This window comes from Aeromicrobium endophyticum (assembly GCF_003586285.1).
Taxonomy (GTDB): Bacteria; Actinomycetota; Actinomycetes; order Propionibacteriales; family Nocardioidaceae; genus Aeromicrobium; species Aeromicrobium endophyticum.
In genome coordinates this window covers 1,940,513-1,958,440 of sequence record NZ_QUBR01000001.1, presented here as the reverse complement: position 1 = coordinate 1,958,440, position 17,928 = coordinate 1,940,513, and the positions used below count along the sequence as shown (strand labels likewise).

The following is a 17,928-nucleotide window of genomic DNA, read 5'->3' as shown; positions in this document are numbered from 1 at the left end:
GGTCGCCCACGTCAACGGGCCTGATCCCGCCTGACGGACGCGATGCAGGGGTGGGTGTGTCGATCGTCACTAGACGGCCTTTCCAGGATTGAGGATGCCGGCGGGGTCGAGCACGCGCTTGATCGCGTGGTGCAGGCCGTCGACGTCCGGTCCGACCTGACGGGCGACCCAGCGCTGCTTGAGCAGACCGACGCCGTGCTCGCCGGTCACGCTGCCCCCGAGCTCGAGGGCCAGGGCGAAGAGCCGGTCCGCCGCGTCGACGGCCGCGGCCGGCAGAGCGGCTCCCGGCTCGGCGTCGACCACGATGATGGGGTGGAGGTTGCCGTCGCCGGCATGGGCGAAGACGTAGATCGTCGTGCCGGTCGCCTCGGCGACGGCGTGCACCCGGCGCACGGCCTCGGCCAGTCGTGACGGCGGGACGGCGATGTCCTCGATCAGTGCGCGACCCGTGGCCTCGATCGCAGGCAGCGCGAGCCGCCGCGCGGCGAGCAGCTCGGCGCTGACTGCCGGGTCGGTGCTCGACCGGACCTCGGTCGCGCCCACGAGAGCCTTCTCGACGACCGCCACCTCGGCCGTGACGTCGGTGCCGTCGACCTGGGCCAGCAGGAACGCCTCGCCGCGCTCGTGCAGGTGGCTGCCCGCCAGGCGGTCGATCGCGCCGAGCGTCGCACCGTCGACGATCTCCAGGACCGACGGCTGGACGCCCGTCGAGCGCACCGCGACGGCGGCCTCGGCGGCCAGCTCGAGCGACGCGAAGTAGGCCGCGATCGTCGCGGTGACCGCCGGGCGCGGCCGGAGGCGCAGCGTCGCCCCCACCACGATGCCGGGCGTCCCCTCCGACCCGACGACCAGCGACATCAGGTCGTAGCCGGCGACGTCCTTGAGCGTGCCGGCGCCCAGGTGGACGAGCCGCCCGTCGGCCAGCACGACGTCGAGGGCCAGCACGGCATCGCGCGTGACGCCGTACTTGGCTCCCCGCAGCCCGCCGGCATTGGTGGCGATGTTGCCGCCGATCGTCGAGATGGCGACGCTGCCGGGGTCGGGAGCGTAGAAGAGCCCGTGCGCGGCCGCTGCGGCGTCGAGATCGGCGGTGATCACGCCGGGCTCGACGATCGCCACGTGGTCGGCGGGGCGGAGCTCCACGATGCGGTCGAGACCGGAGAGGTCGAGGACGATGCTGCCGGTGCCGGCGACGGCGCCCCCGGCCAGTCCGCTGCCGCCACCTCTGGTGACCAGGGCGATGCCGTGGGCCGTCGCGAACCGGGCCACGGTCTGCACCTCGGCGACCGACCGGGCGCGGACGACCAGGTCAGGAGCGCCCGCGTCGGGCGAGCCGGAGCGGTCGGTCGCGACCTCGGCGAGCCGGTCGGCAGCGGTCGACCAGTCGGCGAGCTCGTCGGTCAGCGACGACAGGTCGCGCGTCACAGCACCTCTTCGACGGCGATCGGCCGCAGGTCGGCCCCCCGCTTGAGCCGCTCGAGGAAGCGGACGACGGTGGCGGCGACGGTGCGGTGGGTGACGTCGTTCAACGCGTCGTGCAGGCCGCCGTCGACCGTCACGAGCTCGATGCGCGGCGCGAGGCCGCGGACGGTCCGGCGCACGCGAGCGACCGGGGCGATCTCGTCGGCAGCGCCGTGGACCACCAGCAGCGGCACCGAGACCGAGCCGGGCTCCGGTCGCGGGACGTGGGCCGAGACGGCACCGAGCACGTGGTCGACACCCTCGCGACCCAGCACGTTGCGGTGGTTGGGGCAGGCGGTGCGGATGCTGATCTCGTCGTCGACGGCAACGACCTCGTCGTCGGGGAAGGTCAGGCCGGCCAGCACCGCGCCGTCGGGCTGGGCGAGGTCGCGTCGGTGGGCCAGGTAGTCGAGCACCACGGCACCACCGGTGTCGGAGCCGACCAGCACCACCGGGAGGGTCGTCTGCGAGTCGGTCAGCACGGCGTCGATGCGGCGTGCGACGTCGTCGAGGTCGGTCAGGTCGCCCTCGACGAAGCGGACGCGGTAGGCGTCCGACGCGATCCGCCGGCCGAACCGCTGGTAGACGGCAGCGCTCTCCGCACGGCCGCCGACCACCACGAGGGTGCCACGCGGCGCGATGCCGTCCGGTTCGTTCCACTCCGCCTGCAACAAGGTCTCCACAGTCATGTGACCAGCGTCGGCCAGGACCGGCAGGACTGTCCAAGACGCATGCGTGATGACGTCCCATGCCGGATCGTGATCGATCGCCATACACCTTGTGGCCGTAGGACGGACTCCCGTTCCAGGCCCTGAGACGGGATCCTGGGGATGCGCTGCGTACCTAGAGTTCCCGTCATGGCCTCCTCACTCGACCTCGACCACCTGCGCACACTCGTCGCGATCTCGGAGTGCGGCGGGTTCAGCAAGGCCGCCACGGTGCTGCACATCAGCCAGCCGGCCCTGAGCCAGCACATCCGACTGCTCGAGCGCAGCCTCAAGCGCAAGCTGTTCGTCAAGGAAGGCCGCGGCATGCGCTTCACGGTCGACGGCGAGCTGGTGCTGGCCGAGGCGCGCCAGATCCTCGGCGTCCACGACCAGGCGCTCGAGCGGCTCAAGGTGCACAGCGAGCAGATCGTCGTCGTCGGCTCAAGCGAGCACTCGGCCGACCAGGTCCTGCCCGAGATGATCCGCGCCCTGGACGCCTCCTTCCCCGGCGTGACGACCCGCTTCGAGATCGGCCGCTCCACGCGGCTCGCCGAGCTCGTCGAGAAGGGCAGCGTCGACTTCGCCTTCGTGCTGGCGTCGCGCGGCAACGAGGGCGGACGCGAGATCGGCCGCATGCCGCTGCACTGGTACGCCGCACCGGGCTGGACGCCGCCGGCCGACGACCGACCCTTCCCCCTCGTCGCGTTCGAGGAGCCGTGCGCTCTGCGCGAGCGGGCGATGGGCGCCCTCGCCGCCGACGGCCACCGCGTCGTGGTCTCCGGGCAGTCGACGACGCTCGAGGGCGTGCTCGCCGGGGCCCGCGCGGGCCTCGGTGTCGCGCTCCTGCCCAGCATGGGCGGTGCACCGGCCGGCCTGGTCCGCCGCGACGACCTGGCCGACGTCGGCAGCGCAGGGCTCAACCTGCTCACGCGACGCGGCCTGGACGCCGAGATCGAGCGGACGGCCGTCGCCGCCGGTGAGGCCTTCTTCCAGCGGCGGACGCTCAAGGTCCTCGAGCTCGCCGGCTGACCCATCCGCATCCGTGATCGGCATCGATCCACGATCACCATTCGACGGATGTCGGCGGCGTCCCTAGCGTCGTCGACATGACCGTCCTGATCTCGGCCGACCAGCTCGCCAGCGACCTGAGGAGCGACCGTCCCCCGGTCGTCCTCGACGTGCGGTGGACCCTGGGAGGCCCTCCTGGTCACGGCGAGTACCTGAAGGGCCACGTGCCGGGCGCCGTCTACGTCAACCTCGACACCGAGCTGGCCGCCCACGGCGCGCCGACCGACGGGCGGCACCCCCTGCCCGACGTCGCCGCGCTCCAGCGCTCCGCCCGGCGCTGGGGGGTGTCGGGCGGAGCCTCCGTCGTCGTGTACGACGGTGGGGGCAATCTCGCAGCAGCACGTGCGTGGTGGCTGCTGCGCTGGGCCGGCGTCTCGGACGTCCGGTTGCTCGACGGCGCCCTGCCGGCCTGGGTGGCCGCCGGCCGCGAGCTCGAGAGCGTCGACGTCGTGCCTGCCCCTGGCACCGTCGAGCTCACGGCGGGATCGTTGCCGACGCTCGACGTCGACGACGTCGCCACCTTCGCCGGGACCGGGGTGCTGCTCGACGCGCGGGCGCCCGAACGCTTCCGCGGCGAGATCGAGCCCGTCGACCCCAAGGCCGGTCACGTCCCCGGGGCGACCAGCGCTCCCACCGGCGGCAACCTCGACGCCGACGGTCGCTTCCTGCCCGCCGAGCAGCTCCGCGCCCGCTTCAAGGGGCTGGGCGTCGACGCCTCGACCCCGGTCGGCGTCTACTGCGGCTCGGGCGTCACCGCCGCCCACCAGGCGGCCGCCCTCGCGATCGCTGGCGTCGACGCCGCCCTCTACCCGGGTTCGTGGTCGCAGTGGAGCAACCTCGACCGCCCCGTCGCCACCGGCTCCTGACCGACAGTACGTTTTACCCTGCTATTGCAGGCCGTGATTGATAGTCGCAGGCTATGGGATCGCATCCCCATTAACTGTTGGACCCCGCGGCACGACCACACCTAGCGTGGTCGTCATGAGCACCTCGCCGGACGCCCCGACCGCCGTCGCGGTCGACCCGCGCCGGTCGTGTCGTCCGGCGCGCTGACCTCGCCGGTCCGACCGCCCCAGCCCGGTCCTGCCGCGTCCCGCCTTTTTCCGCCCCACCCCGTCATGCCCCGCTAGGAGTCACCGCCATGGCTGTCGAGTTCATCAGCGCCATCAACGTCAACTCGTCCAACGAGCTCAACCGACTGGGACGCCCCGACATCGACCCGGCGTTCTTCCGCCGCTACGTCAACGCCCTCGAGGACGCCGAGTTCGACTACACCCTCGTCCCGTACGCCTCGATGGCCCACGACCCGTTCGGCATCGCGAACGCGATCGTCCAGCGCAGCGAGCGCATCGCTCCGATCGTGGCGCTGCGGCCCAACACCGTCTACCCGACCGTCGCCGCGAAGGCACTGGCGACGCTCGACCAGTTCAGCCGGACGGACGACGGGCGAGGACGCTCGGCCGTGCACTTCATCGCGGGGGGCAACGACCACGAGCAGGCCCGCGAGGGCGACTACTCCACCAAGGAGGAGCGGTACCGGCGCACCGCGGAGTACATCGACATCCTGCGCCGCGCCTGGTCGAGCGACACGCCGTTCGACCACGAGGGCGAGTTCTACCGCTTCGAGGACTTCGTCAGCGCGGTCAAGCCGGTCGAGGGCACCATCCCGGTGTCCGTCGGAGGGTCCTCCGCCGAGGCCTACCAGGTCGGCGGATCGCGCGGTGACATCTTCGGCCTCTGGGGCGAGCCCCTGGCGGACACGCGCCAGCAGATCGACCGCATCAAGGCCGAGGCGCTGGCCGCCGGGCGCACCGACAGCCCGCGCATCTGGGTGACCCTCCGCCCGATCATCGCGGCCACCGAGGAGCTCGCGTGGGCCAAGGCGCACCGCACGCTGGACGTGCTGAAGAACGGTCCCGCCTTCAGCTGGCGCCAGGTCACCGGCGGTCAGGACCCCGCCAACGTCGGGTCGCAGCGCCTGCTCGAGATCGCCTCCCGCCAGGACGTCCACGACCGGGCGCTCTGGACGCCCACGGCGTCCGCCACGGGCGCCGCCGGCGCGTCCACGGCCCTGGTCGGCACGCCCGAGACCGTCGCGGCCGCGATCCTCGACTACGTCGACCTGGGCGCCGAGCTGATCTCGATCCGCGGCTACGACAACCTCAACGACCTCGTCGACTACGGCAGGTACGTCATCCCCTTGGTGCGCCAGGAGCTCGCGCACCGCGAGGTCTCCGGCGCCCGCGGCACCCTGCAGCACGAGCACCTCGGCGCCCTCGCTCCCGACTTCGATCCCACGGCCATCGCGCCGTCCCTTGAGAGGACCCCCGCATGAGCACCATCCCCGAGACGGCGGCCCGCTCCGCCGAGTTCATCAGCCTGTCGCACCTCAACCCGTCCACCGAGCTCGAGCCGATCCCCACCCGCGGCATCGACCTGCCGTACTTCCGCCGGTACGTCCGCGCGCTCGAGGAGGGCGGCTACGACTACACGCTGCTTCCGTACGGCACCGGCAGCGCCGACTCGTTCGTCGTCGCGTCGGCGGTCGGGCAGCTCACCGAGCACCTCAGGCCCATCGTGGCGCTGCGCCCCAACACGACCCATCCGCTGGTGGGCGCGCAGAAGCTCGCGACGCTCGACCAGCTGACCGAGGGACGCGCCGTGGTCCACCTGATCTCGGGCGGCAGCGACGCCGAGCAGGCCCGCCACGGCGACTACCTCAGCAAGGACCAGCGGTACGCCCGCACGTCGGAGTACCTCGACCTGCTGCGCCGCGGCTGGCACGACAAGGCGCCCTTCAGCCACGACGGCGACTTCTACCGCTTCGACGACTTCGGGCCCGGCTTCGCGCCGTACGGCGACACGATCCCGATCTCGATCGGCGGCTCGTCCGACGAGGCCTTCCAGGTCGGCGGCGAGAAGGCCGACATCTTCAGCTTCTGGGGCGAGCCGCTGGCCGACATCCGCTCGCAGATCGAGCGCGTGCACACCATCGCGCGTGCCGCCGGACGCACGACGCTGCCGCGCATCTGGGTGACCTTCCGCCCGATCGTCGCCGAGACCGAGGAGCTGGCCTGGCAGAAGGCCTTCGACCACGTCGTCAAGATCGAGAAGACGTACCAGTCCGGCGGTTTCCAGCTCGGCCGGACCAAGGACGCGCCGCAGAACGTCGGTTCGCAGCGCCTTCTCGACTTCGCCGCGAAGGGCGACGTCTACGACCGGGCGCTGTGGACCCGCACGGCCGCCGCGACCAACGCGGGCGGCGCCTCGACGGCCCTGGTGGGCACGCCCGAGACCGTCGCCGCGGCGATCCTCGACTACATCGACATCGGCGCCGACCTCATCTCGATCCGCGGGTACGACACCTTGGCCGACGCGGTCGACTACGGCCGGTACGTCATCCCGCTGGTGCGCCAGGAGCTGGCGCACCGCGAGGCGACCGGCACGCGGGGCACGCTCCAGGACGAGCATCCCGGCGCACTGGCCCCGGGCTTCGACGCCTCCGCCCTCGCCACGGCCGGCGCGCGATGACCGCGACCGTGGGCACCGACGCACGGGTCGACCTCGTCGTGCCCGACCTCGTCGTGCCCGACCTCTCGCCCGAGGCCCTGGCCGACGTGACCGCGCGGATCGCCGCGACGGCCGCCGAGTACGACCGGACGGGTGCCGTGCCGGTCGAGGGACTCCGTGTCGCTCACGAGGCCGGTCTGCTGACCGCCACGGTCGGGACGCAGTTCGGCGGCCCCGGGATCGGACCGATCGACACCGCGCGCATCCTCATCGCCCTGGGCGAGGGCGACGCGTCGGTCGCGCTCCTCGCGGCCAACACCCTGATCACGCACCAGGGTCAGGCCGTCGCCGAGCACTGGCCGGCCCACTACTACGCCGATCTCCTGCACCGCGGCACCCAGGGGCCGGCCCTGGCGAACGCGATCCGTGCCGAGCCCGAGCTCGGCGCTCCTGCCCGCGGGGGCCTGCCCGCGACGACGCTGACGCGCCGCGACGACGGCTGGTCGCTCAGCGGTCGCAAGTCGTACGCGACCGGCGGCACTGCCCTGGCCTACCACGTCGTGTGGGCGGTCGTCGACGACCAGACGGCGGACGCCAAGCACCCGCAGGTGGGGCACGTCATCGTCCCGGCCGATCTGCCCGGCATATCGTGGATCGAGACGTGGGACCACCTGGGCCTGCGCGCGTCCAACACGCACGACGTCGTGTACGACGACGTCCGCCTGCCGCTCGACGCCTTCGTCGAGATCCCCCGGGGGGCCGACGGCGTCTACCGGGACCCGGCCGCCGCCGCCTCGCTCGGCTCGTTCGGCCATCCCGCGCTCTACATCGGCGTCGCCCGCGCCGCCCGCACCGCCTTCGTCGACTACACACGGAACCGGGTCCCGGCCGCGCTCGGCCGACCCATCGCCACCACGGAACGCATCCAGACCGTCGCCGGCGAGATCGACGCGCAGATCGCCCAGGCCGAGACGCTGCTGTTCGGGACCCTGCTGCGGGCCGAGACCGGAGACCAGTCGCACCTGCCGCAGCTGTCGCTGCTGAAGGTCCAGATCGCGCGGTCCGTCATCGCCGCCACCCAGACCGCCGTCTCCGCGCTCGGCAATCCCGGCCTGACCCGCACGCTGCCGCTCGAGCGCCATCTCCGCGACGCCCTCTGCGTGCGCGTCCACCCCCCGCAGGAAGACGTCGCGCTGGTGGCCGCCGGTCGCCGCGTACTGGACCAGTAGTCCCTGCACCCCTTCCCCCACCCACGATCCTTCCCTCCCCCCTCCCCCCTCGAGAAAGTCAGCTCCATGTCATTCAGACGCTCCCTGTCCGCCCGCCGTGGCGTGGCCGCCGTGGCGGTCACGGTCGCCGCGACCCTGGGCCTCAGCGCCTGCAGCTCCTCCGATCCCGGCGGAAGCAGCGCCGGCGACGGCGGCACGCCGGTCGCCGGCGGCACCCTCAAGGTCGCCTTCTGGCCCGACAACGCGGCGTTCACGTGCGTCGACCCGTTCCAGACCTACTGGATCGAGCACCGCACCGTCATCCGCAACCTCGCCGACTCGCTGACCGACCAGGACCCGAAGACCGGCGAGATCAAGCCGTGGCTCGCCGACAGCTGGAAGGTCTCGCCCGACGGACTGACGTACACGTTCTCGCTCAAGCAGGGCGTCACGTTCAGCGACGGCTCCCCGGTCGACGCCGCCGCGATCAAGGGCAACGTCGACGGCTGGCTCGACACCGTGAAGGCCACGAACGGCGCCGCCTTCGGCTCCAGCTACGTGCTGGGCCTGAAGGGCGCGAAGGTCATCGACCCGAAGACCGTCGAGCTCGACTTCTCGCAGCCCAACTCCTCATTCCTGCAGGCCACGTCGACCACGAACCTGGCGATCATCTCGCCCGACTCGTACGCCAAGACGCCGGCGCAGCGCTGCGCCGGGGACTTCACCGCCTCGGGCGCGTTCACCCTCGACAGCTACAAGCCCAACGAGCTGCTCAAGATCGTCAAGCGTCCCGGGTACGCGTGGGGCTCGGCGCTGTCGAAGAACACCGGCGAGGCCCACCTCGACGCCGTCGAGTTCACCTACGTCGCCGAGGACAGCGTCCGCACCGGCAACCTGGTCAGCAAGGCGATCGACATCGCGTGGCCGCGCAACCCCTTCACGGTCGAGGACCGCGAGCTCATCGAGCGATCCGATGCCACCGTCGAGCAGCGCTCGCTGCCCGGTGTCGCGCTGACGCTGTTCCCGAACGTGTCCTCGGGACGCATCCTGTCCGACCCGGCGGTGCGCAAGGCCCTCTACAAGGCCATCGACCTGGAGTCCTACGCCTCGACCGCCTACGGCAAGGACTACCCGGTCGTCGGCGGACCGTTCGACGAGACGACGCCGTACTTCGCGGCCCAGAAGGACAAGCTGGCCTTCGACCGCGACGAGGCCGAGCAGCTGCTCGACAGCGCGGGATGGACGCGCACCGGCAACGGCTACCGCACCAAGGACGGCAAGCGCCTGACGCTCGTCGACCAGATCCAGGTGCTGACGCCCGGCGACGAGCTGCTGCAGGACCAGCTCAAGCAGGTCGGCATCGACCTCAAGCTCGACGTGGTGCCGGCGGCCGAGCGGCCGGCCAAGATCGCGAACGGCGACTACGACCTGAGCGGCACGTACTTCACCCGGGCCGATCCCGGTGCGCTGCAGTTCATCCTCGATCCCGACCTGGCCAACTCCAAGGCGCTGGCCACCAACGCCTCCACGCCCGAGACGCTCGCGAAGATCAAGGCGCTGTTCGCCCAGGCCATCCAGACGACCGACGAGGCCGAGAGCAAGAAGGCCTACACCGAGCTGCAGGCGCTCCTGATCGACGAGGGCGTCACGTACCCGATCGCCGAGCGCGTCCAGTTCGCCGGCGTCAGCAAGGCCGTCCACGGCTTCTCCTTCACGTCCGAGAGCTTCCTGAAGCTCAACGACGTGTGGAAGTCGAAGTAGGACGACGGAGGGGCTGAGATGACCAGGTACGTCCTCGGACGGGTGGCGCAGGCAGTCGGAGTGCTGTGGGCCGCCTACACCGTCACCTTCGCGGTGCTCTACCTGCTGCCGAGCGATCCCGTCGCGCTGCAGCTGGGCGCGGCGGGGATCGAGACCGACAAGCTCAGCCCCTCCCAGCTGGACGCCGCGATGGCCCGGTACGACCTCGACCGGCCCGTCCTCGAGCAGTACCTCACCCACCTGTGGAACGCCCTGCACGGTGACTTCGGCATGTCGATCTCCAAGCAGGTGCCGGTCACCGACCTCCTGGTCGACCGTATCGGCGCCACGGCGGCGCTGAGCCTGCTGGCCGGGACGCTGTCGCTGATCGGCGGATTCGCCCTGGCCTACTCGGCCTCGTACCTGAGGTGGCGGCCCGCGCGGCTCCTGCTGAGCCGGCTTCCCTCGGTCGGTGCCTCGTTCCCGCAGTTCTTCGTCGGCCTGCTGCTGATCCAGGTGTTCGCCTTCAACCTCGCCTGGTTCCCCGCCACGGGGACGGACGGCTTCTCGTCGCTCGTCCTTCCCGCCGTGACGATCTCGCTGCTGACGTCATCGGTGCTGGCCCAGGTGCTGATGCGCAGCTTCGACGAGACCCTGCGGCAGCCGTACATCGTGACGGCCCGCGCGAAGGGGCTCTCCCGGGCGGCCGTGCAGTGGAAGCACGCCTTCCGCAACGCGGCCCTGCCCGCCATGACGATCCTGGGCGTCGTGGTCGGCCTGACCGTGACGAGCGCGATCGTCACCGAGACGGTGTTCTCCCGCAACGGCATCGGCAAGCTCGCCCAGGAGGCTGTCATCGCCCAGGACGTCCCCGTCGTCCTGGCGATCGTGACCTTCGCGGCGGCGCTGTTCGTCGTCGTCAACCTGGTCGTCGACCTGCTCTACCCCTTGCTCGATCCCCGCATCGTCCACGTCCAGAAGGTGAGCAGATGAGCATCCTGAACCCGCGCCCCGGGCGCACGTCGACGTCCGGTCTCGAGCGCGCCGTCGACGAGGCGCTGCTGTCCGAGGCCGTGATCGACGACGGCGACCTCGGCGGTCGCCGGGCCAACCTGCGCGCCGCGGTGGGGACCCTGGCTCGCAAGCCCGGCTTCGTCCTCGCTCTGGTCTTCACGATCTTCGTCGTGCTGACGGCCTTCGTGCCGTCGTGGTTCGCCGGGCACGACCCCTACGCCACCTCCCCGTCCGACCGCCTGCTCTCCCCGAGCCTCAGCCACCCGTTCGGCACCGACGAGATCGGGCGCGATCTGTGGTCGCGCGTCGTCCATGGCTCGGCCCTGACGATCAAGGCGACGATCATCGCCCTGGCCATCGCGATCGTCGCCGGGCTGACCCTGGGTGTCGTCTCCGGATTCTTCGGCGGCATCGTCGACGCGCTCATCATGCGCGCGGTCGACGTCCTGCTGGCCATCCCGAGTCTGCTGTTCGCCCTGGCGATCGTCACGGCGCTCGGCTTCGGCACCGTGCCGGTCGCCATCGCCGTCGGTATCGGCATCATCCCCGGCTTCGCCCGCACGACGCGCGCCGAGGTGCTGCGGGTCAAGACCCTGCCGTACGTCGAGGCGGCCCGGGCGGGCGGCGCCTCCTGGCTCCGGGTGCTGGTGCGCCACGTGCTCCCCAACTCGTGGGGACCCGTGGCCGTGCTGGCCGTGCTCGACACGGGCGTCGCGATCATCGCGATCGCCTCGCTGAGCTTCCTCGGCTTCGGCGCGGCCCCGCCGGCCGCCGAGTGGGGCACGTTGATCTCGGCCGGGCGCAACTTCCTGATCACCGCCCCGTGGGTGCCGCTGCTGCCCGGGCTGTTCGTCGCGGCGGTCGTGCTGAGCCTCAACCACATCTCCAAGACCTTCCAGGAGCTGGCACGATGACCACGCCCACCCCCGTCGAGACCGACTCCCCCCTCGTGACCGTCGCCGACCTGCACGTCGGCTACGTGCGACGGCGCCGCTCCGTGCCGGCCGTCGCCGGCATCGACCTGACGATCCGGTCCGGCGAGATCGTCGCCCTGGTCGGGGAGTCGGGCTCCGGCAAGACGACGGTCGCCAACACCCTCATCGGCCTGCTGCCCGACAACGCCACGATCGGTGGCGGCAGCGTCGTCGTCGACGGCGTCGAGGTCGTCGGCGCCAAGGAGCGGACCCTGCGCAGCCTGCGCGGCAGCGTCGTCGGCCTCGTGCCGCAGGACCCCATGGTCGGGCTCAACCCCACCCGTCGCATCGGCGCCCAGGTGGCCGAGTCGGTCCGGCTGCGGGGCGTCTCGGGTCCCCAGGTCGACGCCGAGGTGCTCGAGCTGCTGGATCAGGCCGGCATCGACGACCCGGCCCTCCGTGCCCGTCAGTACCCCCACGAGCTGTCGGGCGGGCTGCGTCAGCGCGTGCTGATCGCGATCGCCCTGGCCGGCAAGCCGCGGCTCATCATCGCCGACGAGCCGACCAGCGCCCTGGACGTGACGGTGCAGAGCACGATCCTGGACCACCTCGAGCGGCTCGTGCGCGACTCGGGCACGTCGCTGCTCATCATCACCCACGACCTGGCCGTCGCCGCCGATCGCAGCGACCGTGTCGTCGTCCTCCAACATGGCCGCATCGTCGAGCAGGGACGCCCCGCCGACATCCTCGTCAGACCCGCGCACGAATACACGCGCCGTCTCATCGCAGCGGCGCCCGGACTGGCCAACGGCGGACGCATCGTCCCCCATTTCGACCTCGCCCCGTCCGAGGTCGCCACCCCCGATCCGATCATCCGCCTCGAGTCGGTGTCGAAGGCGTACGCGCGCCCCGGCGGCGGCGATCGGTTCCTCGCCCTGGACGACGTGACGATCGAAGTCGCCCGTGGACGCACGCACGCGCTCGTCGGCGAGTCCGGCTCCGGCAAGACCACTGCGCTGCGTCTCGCCCTGGGACTCGAGCAGGTCACGAGCGGTCGCGTCATCCTCGACGGCACCGACATCACGGGGCTCGGCTGGAAGCAGACTCGCCCCTTGCGCCGGACGATCCAGCTCGTGCACCAGAACCCGTACGCCTCGCTCGACCCCCGCTTCACGATCGGCCAGAGCATCGTCGAGCCGCTGGTCTCGTTCAAGATCGGCGACCGGGCCAGCCGGGCCGCCCGGGCGGCAGAGCTGCTCGACCAGGTGTCGCTGCCGTCGTCGTACCGCGACCGGTTGCCGTCCGAGCTGTCCGGTGGCCAGCGCCAGCGTGTGGCGATCGCCCGAGCCCTGGCCCTGTCGCCCGAGCTGATCCTGCTCGACGAGCCGGTCTCGGCGCTCGACGTGTCGGTGCAGGAGCAGATCCTCCAGCTGCTGACCGAGCTCCAGGAGCGCCTGGGTCTCAGCTACCTGTTCATCTCGCACGACCTCGCGGTCGTCGCCCAGGTGTCCCACACCGTGTCGGTGCTGAACCGGGGCACAGTCGTCGAGTCGGGATCGGTCGCCCAGGTCTTCGGCTCGCCCCAGAGCCAGTACACCCACCAGCTGATCGACGCGATCCCCGGCCAGCGCGCCGAGGCCGCCGCGCACGTCGAGGAGGTCGCCCATGTCTGAGCGTCGCTACGTCATCATCGGCGGTGGAGCCATCGGAGGTGCCCTCGCGGCGCAGCTCGTGCCGGCGGGTCACGACGTCGTCCTGGTCGCCCGCGGCGAGCACGGCCGTGTGGTCGCCGAGCACGGCTTGACGGTACGGCGCCCGAACGGTGTCGACGTCGTCGAGATCGCGGTCGCGGTGTCGTCGGCAGAGGTCCGCCTGCGGCCGTCCGACGTGCTGGTGCTGGCCACCAAGGCCCAGGACGCCGAGGCCGCGCTGGTCGAATGGGCCTGGCAGCCCGTCGGCGGCGGCGGTGTCGCGGCCGACCTGCCGATCGTGACGTTCCAGAACGGGCTCGCGACCGAGGACCTCGCGCTGCGGCGTTTCTCCCGCGTCTACGGCGCGACGATCGCCATCGCAGCCAGCTTCACGACTCCGGGCGAGATCGTGTCACCCTCCCTGCCGCCGGCCGTCGGAGCGATCTGGGTGGGCCGGTACCCGTCCGGGCTCGACGACCTGGCCCGGTCGCTCGTCGACGACCTGGTCGGCGCCGGGTTCCACGTGACGGCGGTCGACGACGTCCGCCAGGCGAAGGCCGCGAAGCTGCTCGGCAACGTCGGCAACGGGCTCGACCTGCTCGACGGCGACGACGCCGCGCGGGCCGAGGCCCGCGCGGTGCTCAAGGAGGAGGCGGCCGTGGTACTCGGGGCGGCCGGCCTCCTGTCGCCCGCCGACGCGCCGGACCTCAGCGCCACGCCACTGAAGGTCCTGCCCGTCGATGGGCACGTCGGGGGACGACTGTCGACCTGGCAGAGCTTCGCGCGGGGCGCGTCGAGCGAGGTCGACTACCTCAACGGCGAGATCGTGCTGCTGGCACGACGGGCGGGGCTGTCGGCACCGCTCAACGAGCGGCTGCAACGTCTGCTCGGCGACGCGACAGCAGATCGGACGCTCGACGCTCTCGTCCCGCAGGCTGCGGCGGCCGGCTCGTTCAGCGCGTCGTGAGACCTGACGGACTGGTCAGGTCCAGACCGGGCACCGTCCGCACCGGCCTCCGGACGATGCTCGACGGATCGCTCGCCCACCCCCGTCCCGCTGCGCTCGCCACCGTCGTCGGGGTCGTGAACGGCCTCACCATGGTGCTCAGCGCCTGGGCGATCGGCTGGACCACCGATCACCTCGTCATCCCGGCGCTGGCCGGTCGCGAGGTCTCGCGGGCCACCTGGTGGGTCGCCGTCGGTGCGATCCTCGGCGTGTCCACGGTCCGCTGGACGACCATCGTGCTGCGCGGCATCGCCAGCGGTCGGGTGCAGCACGCGGCACAGGCCCGCACGCGACGCGCCGTGGTGCGTCACTACCTCGACCTCGACCTCGGCTGGCACCGCCGACACTCACCCGGCCGGCTGCTCTCGACGGCGGTGTCCGACGTCGATGCGGTGTGGTTGCCCACGGCATTCCTGTACTTCGCGCTCGGCATGGTCGTGATGCTCGTCGTGGCGATGGTCCAGCTCATGACCCGGGACGCGGCGCTGGGCGCGGTCGGCCTCACCCTCGTCACGTCCGTCCTCGCGCTGAACCTGCTGTACCAGCGCGCGCTCACCCCGCGAGCACAGGCGGCGCAGGCGGCACGGGGCGACCTCGGGGCCGCGGCGCTCGAGAGCATCGACGGTGGTCAGGTCGTTCGCACCCTCGGCCTCGTCGACCACGAGGAGCGTCGGATCGGCGATGCGGCAGGACGTCTCCGGGCGGCCAACGTCCGCATGGGCGACGTCAGCTCCCTGTTCGACCCCATGCTCGAGCTGTTGCCGACAGGGGCGATCCTCGCCGTGCTCGCCGTGGGTGCGGGACGAGTCGAGTCCGGCGCGCTGACGGTCGGCGTCGTCGTCGAGGTCGTGTACCTGCTGCTGACGGTCTCCATCCCGCTGAACGTCATCAGCCGGTTCCTCGGCATGCTGCCGATGTCGGCGGCCGGCGGGTCCCGGGTCGCGGCCGTGCTCGAGTCCGACAACGTGACGCGCTTCGGTGCACGCCGCCTGGCCGACGAGGGTCCGCTCGACGTGCGGGTCGTCCACGCCCAAGTGACCCGCGGCTCGCGCGTGCTGCTCGACGACATCGACCTGCACCTGGCGCCCGGCGAGATCGTCGCCCTTGTCGGCGCGACCGGCGCGGGCAAGAGCACGGTCGTCGACCTGGTGACGCGCCAGATCGACCCGACGAGCGGCGTCGTGCGGATCGGGACGCCCACGACGGACGGGGTCGACGCCGTCGAGCTCGCCGCGGATCAGGTCGCCTCTCACATCGGCCTGGTCGCGCAGGACTCGTGGCTGTTCGCGGGGTCGCTGCTCGACAACCTCGTCCTCGACGGGCACCCGCGAGAGGCCCGGAGCTACCGCGACGACGAGGTCGAGGCCGCCCTCGTCGCCGCCCGTGCCGACGAGGTCGTGCGCGCCCTCCCCGATGGCCTCGACACCATCGTCGGCGAGCGGGGCGGACGGCTGTCCGGAGGCCAGCGACAGCGCATCTGCCTGGCCCGCACCCTGCTGCGCGGTCCGCGGCTGCTGGTGCTCGACGACGCGACGTCCGCACTCGACCCGGCGGTCGAGCGCGACGTCCTCGACGCGATCGCCGACCTGCGCGGGCGGACCACGGTGCTGGTCGTCGGTGGTCGTCCCAGCTCGGTAGCGATAGCCGATCGCGTGGTCCTGCTCGACCGTGGCCGCATCGTCAGTTCCGGCACGCACGCCGAGCTGATGGCCGCCGAGCCCGCGTACGGCCGCGTCCTCGACGCGTACGGATCGGCACAGCACCGTGTCTGAACACCCCCCGCCCGGGCTGGCGGACCTGGGGCGCTCGTCCGCCCGCGACGTCCTGGCCCGGGTGCGGCAGACCTCGCCCAGCATCGTGACGGGCCTGTGGCTGACCGTGATCCTGGCAGCCGTCGCTGGTGCCGGACGCATCGTCACGCCGCTGACCGTGCAGCAGGCGCTAGACCACGGTCTGCTGGACACCGACGCCGACGCCTCGTCGGTCGTCGCCCACGCCGTCGCGGTCGGGGCCGGCGCGACCCTCGCCGCCCTGGTGGCGTCGTGGTGGCTCAACCGGCGCGTCTACCGGCGCCTGGAGCAGGCGCTCGCCGAGCTGAGGACGGCGGGTGTGGCCCGTGTCCACCGCATGGCGCCCGAGACAGCCGCCACGACCCGCAGCGCCGATCTCGTCACCCGCCTGACCAGTGACGTCGACGCCGTCACGACCTTCGCCCAGAACGGCGGCGTGGTGCTGCTGGTCAACGTCATGCAGATGATCATCGCCGGCGTCATCATCACCGCCTACTCGTGGCAGCTGGCCCTACCGGTCCTGGCTCTCGCGGTGGCGCTGACGGTGGCGATGACACGTATCCAGTCGGTCGTCGCCACTCGCTACCTGGCCGTCCGCGAGAGCGTGTCGGAGCTGCAGACCACGGTCGGAGAAGCCGTGGCAGGCATCGCTGTCGTACGGTCGACCGGCACCCGCGCACGCATGGCAGCCGATCTCGACGCGGCCGTCGACCGCACTGCCGCGGCGCAACGTCGCACCCTTGTGCCGCTGCACGTGAACACCGCGCTCGGCGAGATCGCGATCTCGCTTATGACCGTGGCCGTGGTGGTCCTGGGTGTGCGCTGGTCCTCCGGAGCGTCGGGGTGGGAGCCGTCCTTGGGCCTGACGGCCGGCGAGGTCGTGTCGATGCTGCTGCTCGTGACCTTTTTCGTCCGGCCCCTGCAGTCGCTCGTGCAGATGCTCGGCGAGGCGCAGAACGCCGTCGCCGGTTGGCGTCGCGCCCTGGAGCTGGTGACGGCACCTGGCGGGACGGTCGGCGGCGAGGCGCACGACCTGCCGTCAGGGCCGATCTCCGTGCGGTTGCTCGATGTCTCCGCCGGCTACGGCGGACCGCCCGTGGTGCACCGGCTCGAGGTGGCGATCGACTCCGGCGAGCACATCGCCGTGATCGGCGAGACGGGCTCGGGCAAGAGCACGTTCGCCAAGCTCGTGACGCGACAGATCGCGCCGAGCCGCGGGGTGGTGCTGCTCGGCGGGGTCCCGATCGGGGACGTCAGCGACCGGTCACTCCAGCGACGGGTCGCGATCGTCCCCCAGGACCCGTTCCTGTTCAACGTCACGATCGCCGAGAACATCGTCATGGGCGCCCGATCGGGCTCCTGGGACCTCGACGCGATCGTCGAGTCGCTGGGCCTCGGCCCCTGGCTCGACGGGCTGCCGGACGGCCTCTCGACACGGGTCGGCGTGCGGGGCGCCCGTCTGTCGGCGGGCGAGCGACAGCTGGTGGCGCTCGCGCGGACCGCGCTGGTCGATCCCGATCTCCTCGTGCTCGACGAGGCCACCAGCGGCGTCGACCCCGCCACCGACGTCCGGCTGCAGCGGGCGCTGTCCTCGCTCACCGCCGGCCGCACGACGATCTCGATCGCCCACCGCATGGCCACGGCGCAGGGCGCCGACCGAGTGCTTGTGTTCGACGGCGGACGGATCGTGCAGGACGGCGCCCACGACGACCTCGTGACGCAGCCGGGCGTCTACGCACGGCTGCACGACGCCTGGACGGAGCACATCACCGCTGGGGCGTGAACGAGTCACGGCTCGCGGGCGAACCCCGCGAGCCGG

Annotated in this window: 14 protein-coding genes; 12 read left to right on the top strand and 2 right to left on the bottom strand. The window is 71.9% G+C overall.

Annotated elements, in window-relative coordinates:
* Positions 1–69 precede the first annotated feature (69 nt).
* Positions 70–1,425 (bottom strand): FAD-binding oxidoreductase, encoded by a 1,356-nt coding sequence (locus DX116_RS09710; RefSeq protein ID WP_199715981.1) that lies wholly within the window; start codon positions 1,423–1,425, stop codon positions 70–72.
* Entirely contained in the window at positions 1,422–2,150 is a 729-nt protein-coding gene (locus DX116_RS09705; RefSeq protein ID WP_119704216.1) for an alpha/beta hydrolase, read from the bottom strand. The genes DX116_RS09710 and DX116_RS09705 overlap by 4 nt, the downstream gene beginning before the upstream one ends.
* Positions 2,151–2,318: 168 nt before the next feature.
* Between DX116_RS09705 and DX116_RS09700 the strand changes: the two genes are divergently transcribed.
* From DX116_RS09700 to DX116_RS09645, 12 genes are all read left to right on the top strand, one after another.
* Positions 2,319–3,197: a LysR family transcriptional regulator gene (locus DX116_RS09700; protein ID WP_119703888.1), complete on the top strand. Its 879-nt coding sequence runs from the start codon at positions 2,319–2,321 to the stop codon at positions 3,195–3,197.
* A gap of 77 nt (positions 3,198–3,274) precedes the next feature.
* Complete coding sequence (locus DX116_RS09695) at positions 3,275–4,102, top strand: sulfurtransferase (RefSeq protein WP_119703887.1); 828 nt, start codon at positions 3,275–3,277, stop codon at positions 4,100–4,102.
* Between the two features lie 275 nt (positions 4,103–4,377).
* Positions 4,378–5,571, top strand: coding sequence for an LLM class flavin-dependent oxidoreductase (locus DX116_RS09690; protein ID WP_119703886.1), 1,194 nt, complete (start codon positions 4,378–4,380; stop codon positions 5,569–5,571).
* Positions 5,568–6,767 (top strand): LLM class flavin-dependent oxidoreductase, encoded by a 1,200-nt coding sequence (locus DX116_RS09685; RefSeq protein WP_119703885.1) that lies wholly within the window; start codon positions 5,568–5,570, stop codon positions 6,765–6,767. The genes DX116_RS09690 and DX116_RS09685 overlap by 4 nt, the downstream gene beginning before the upstream one ends.
* Positions 6,764–7,975 (top strand): acyl-CoA dehydrogenase family protein, encoded by a 1,212-nt coding sequence (locus tag DX116_RS09680; protein WP_119703884.1) that lies wholly within the window; start codon positions 6,764–6,766, stop codon positions 7,973–7,975. The genes DX116_RS09685 and DX116_RS09680 overlap by 4 nt, the downstream gene beginning before the upstream one ends.
* Positions 7,976–8,041: 66 nt before the next feature.
* Complete coding sequence (locus DX116_RS09675) at positions 8,042–9,715, top strand: ABC transporter substrate-binding protein (RefSeq protein ID WP_119703883.1); 1,674 nt, start codon at positions 8,042–8,044, stop codon at positions 9,713–9,715.
* 18 nt (positions 9,716–9,733) lie between these two features.
* Positions 9,734–10,687, top strand: a complete 954-nt coding sequence (locus tag DX116_RS09670; protein WP_119703882.1) for an ABC transporter permease — start codon at positions 9,734–9,736, stop codon at positions 10,685–10,687.
* Entirely contained in the window at positions 10,684–11,622 is a 939-nt protein-coding gene (locus DX116_RS09665; RefSeq protein WP_119703881.1) for an ABC transporter permease, read from the top strand. Before DX116_RS09670 ends, DX116_RS09665 begins: the two co-directional genes overlap by 4 nt.
* Positions 11,619–13,295, top strand: coding sequence for a dipeptide ABC transporter ATP-binding protein (locus DX116_RS09660; protein WP_119703880.1), 1,677 nt, complete (start codon positions 11,619–11,621; stop codon positions 13,293–13,295). The genes DX116_RS09665 and DX116_RS09660 overlap by 4 nt, the downstream gene beginning before the upstream one ends.
* Positions 13,288–14,280, top strand: coding sequence for a ketopantoate reductase family protein (locus DX116_RS09655; RefSeq protein ID WP_119703879.1), 993 nt, complete (start codon positions 13,288–13,290; stop codon positions 14,278–14,280). The genes DX116_RS09660 and DX116_RS09655 overlap by 8 nt, the downstream gene beginning before the upstream one ends.
* Positions 14,277–16,091 (top strand): ABC transporter ATP-binding protein, encoded by a 1,815-nt coding sequence (locus DX116_RS09650; RefSeq protein WP_199715980.1) that lies wholly within the window; start codon positions 14,277–14,279, stop codon positions 16,089–16,091. The genes DX116_RS09655 and DX116_RS09650 overlap by 4 nt, the downstream gene beginning before the upstream one ends.
* On the top strand, positions 16,084–17,892 hold the full coding sequence (locus tag DX116_RS09645) for an ABC transporter ATP-binding protein (RefSeq protein WP_119703877.1): 1,809 nt from the start codon (positions 16,084–16,086) through the stop codon (positions 17,890–17,892). Before DX116_RS09650 ends, DX116_RS09645 begins: the two co-directional genes overlap by 8 nt.
* Positions 17,893–17,928: the final 36 nt, after the last annotated feature.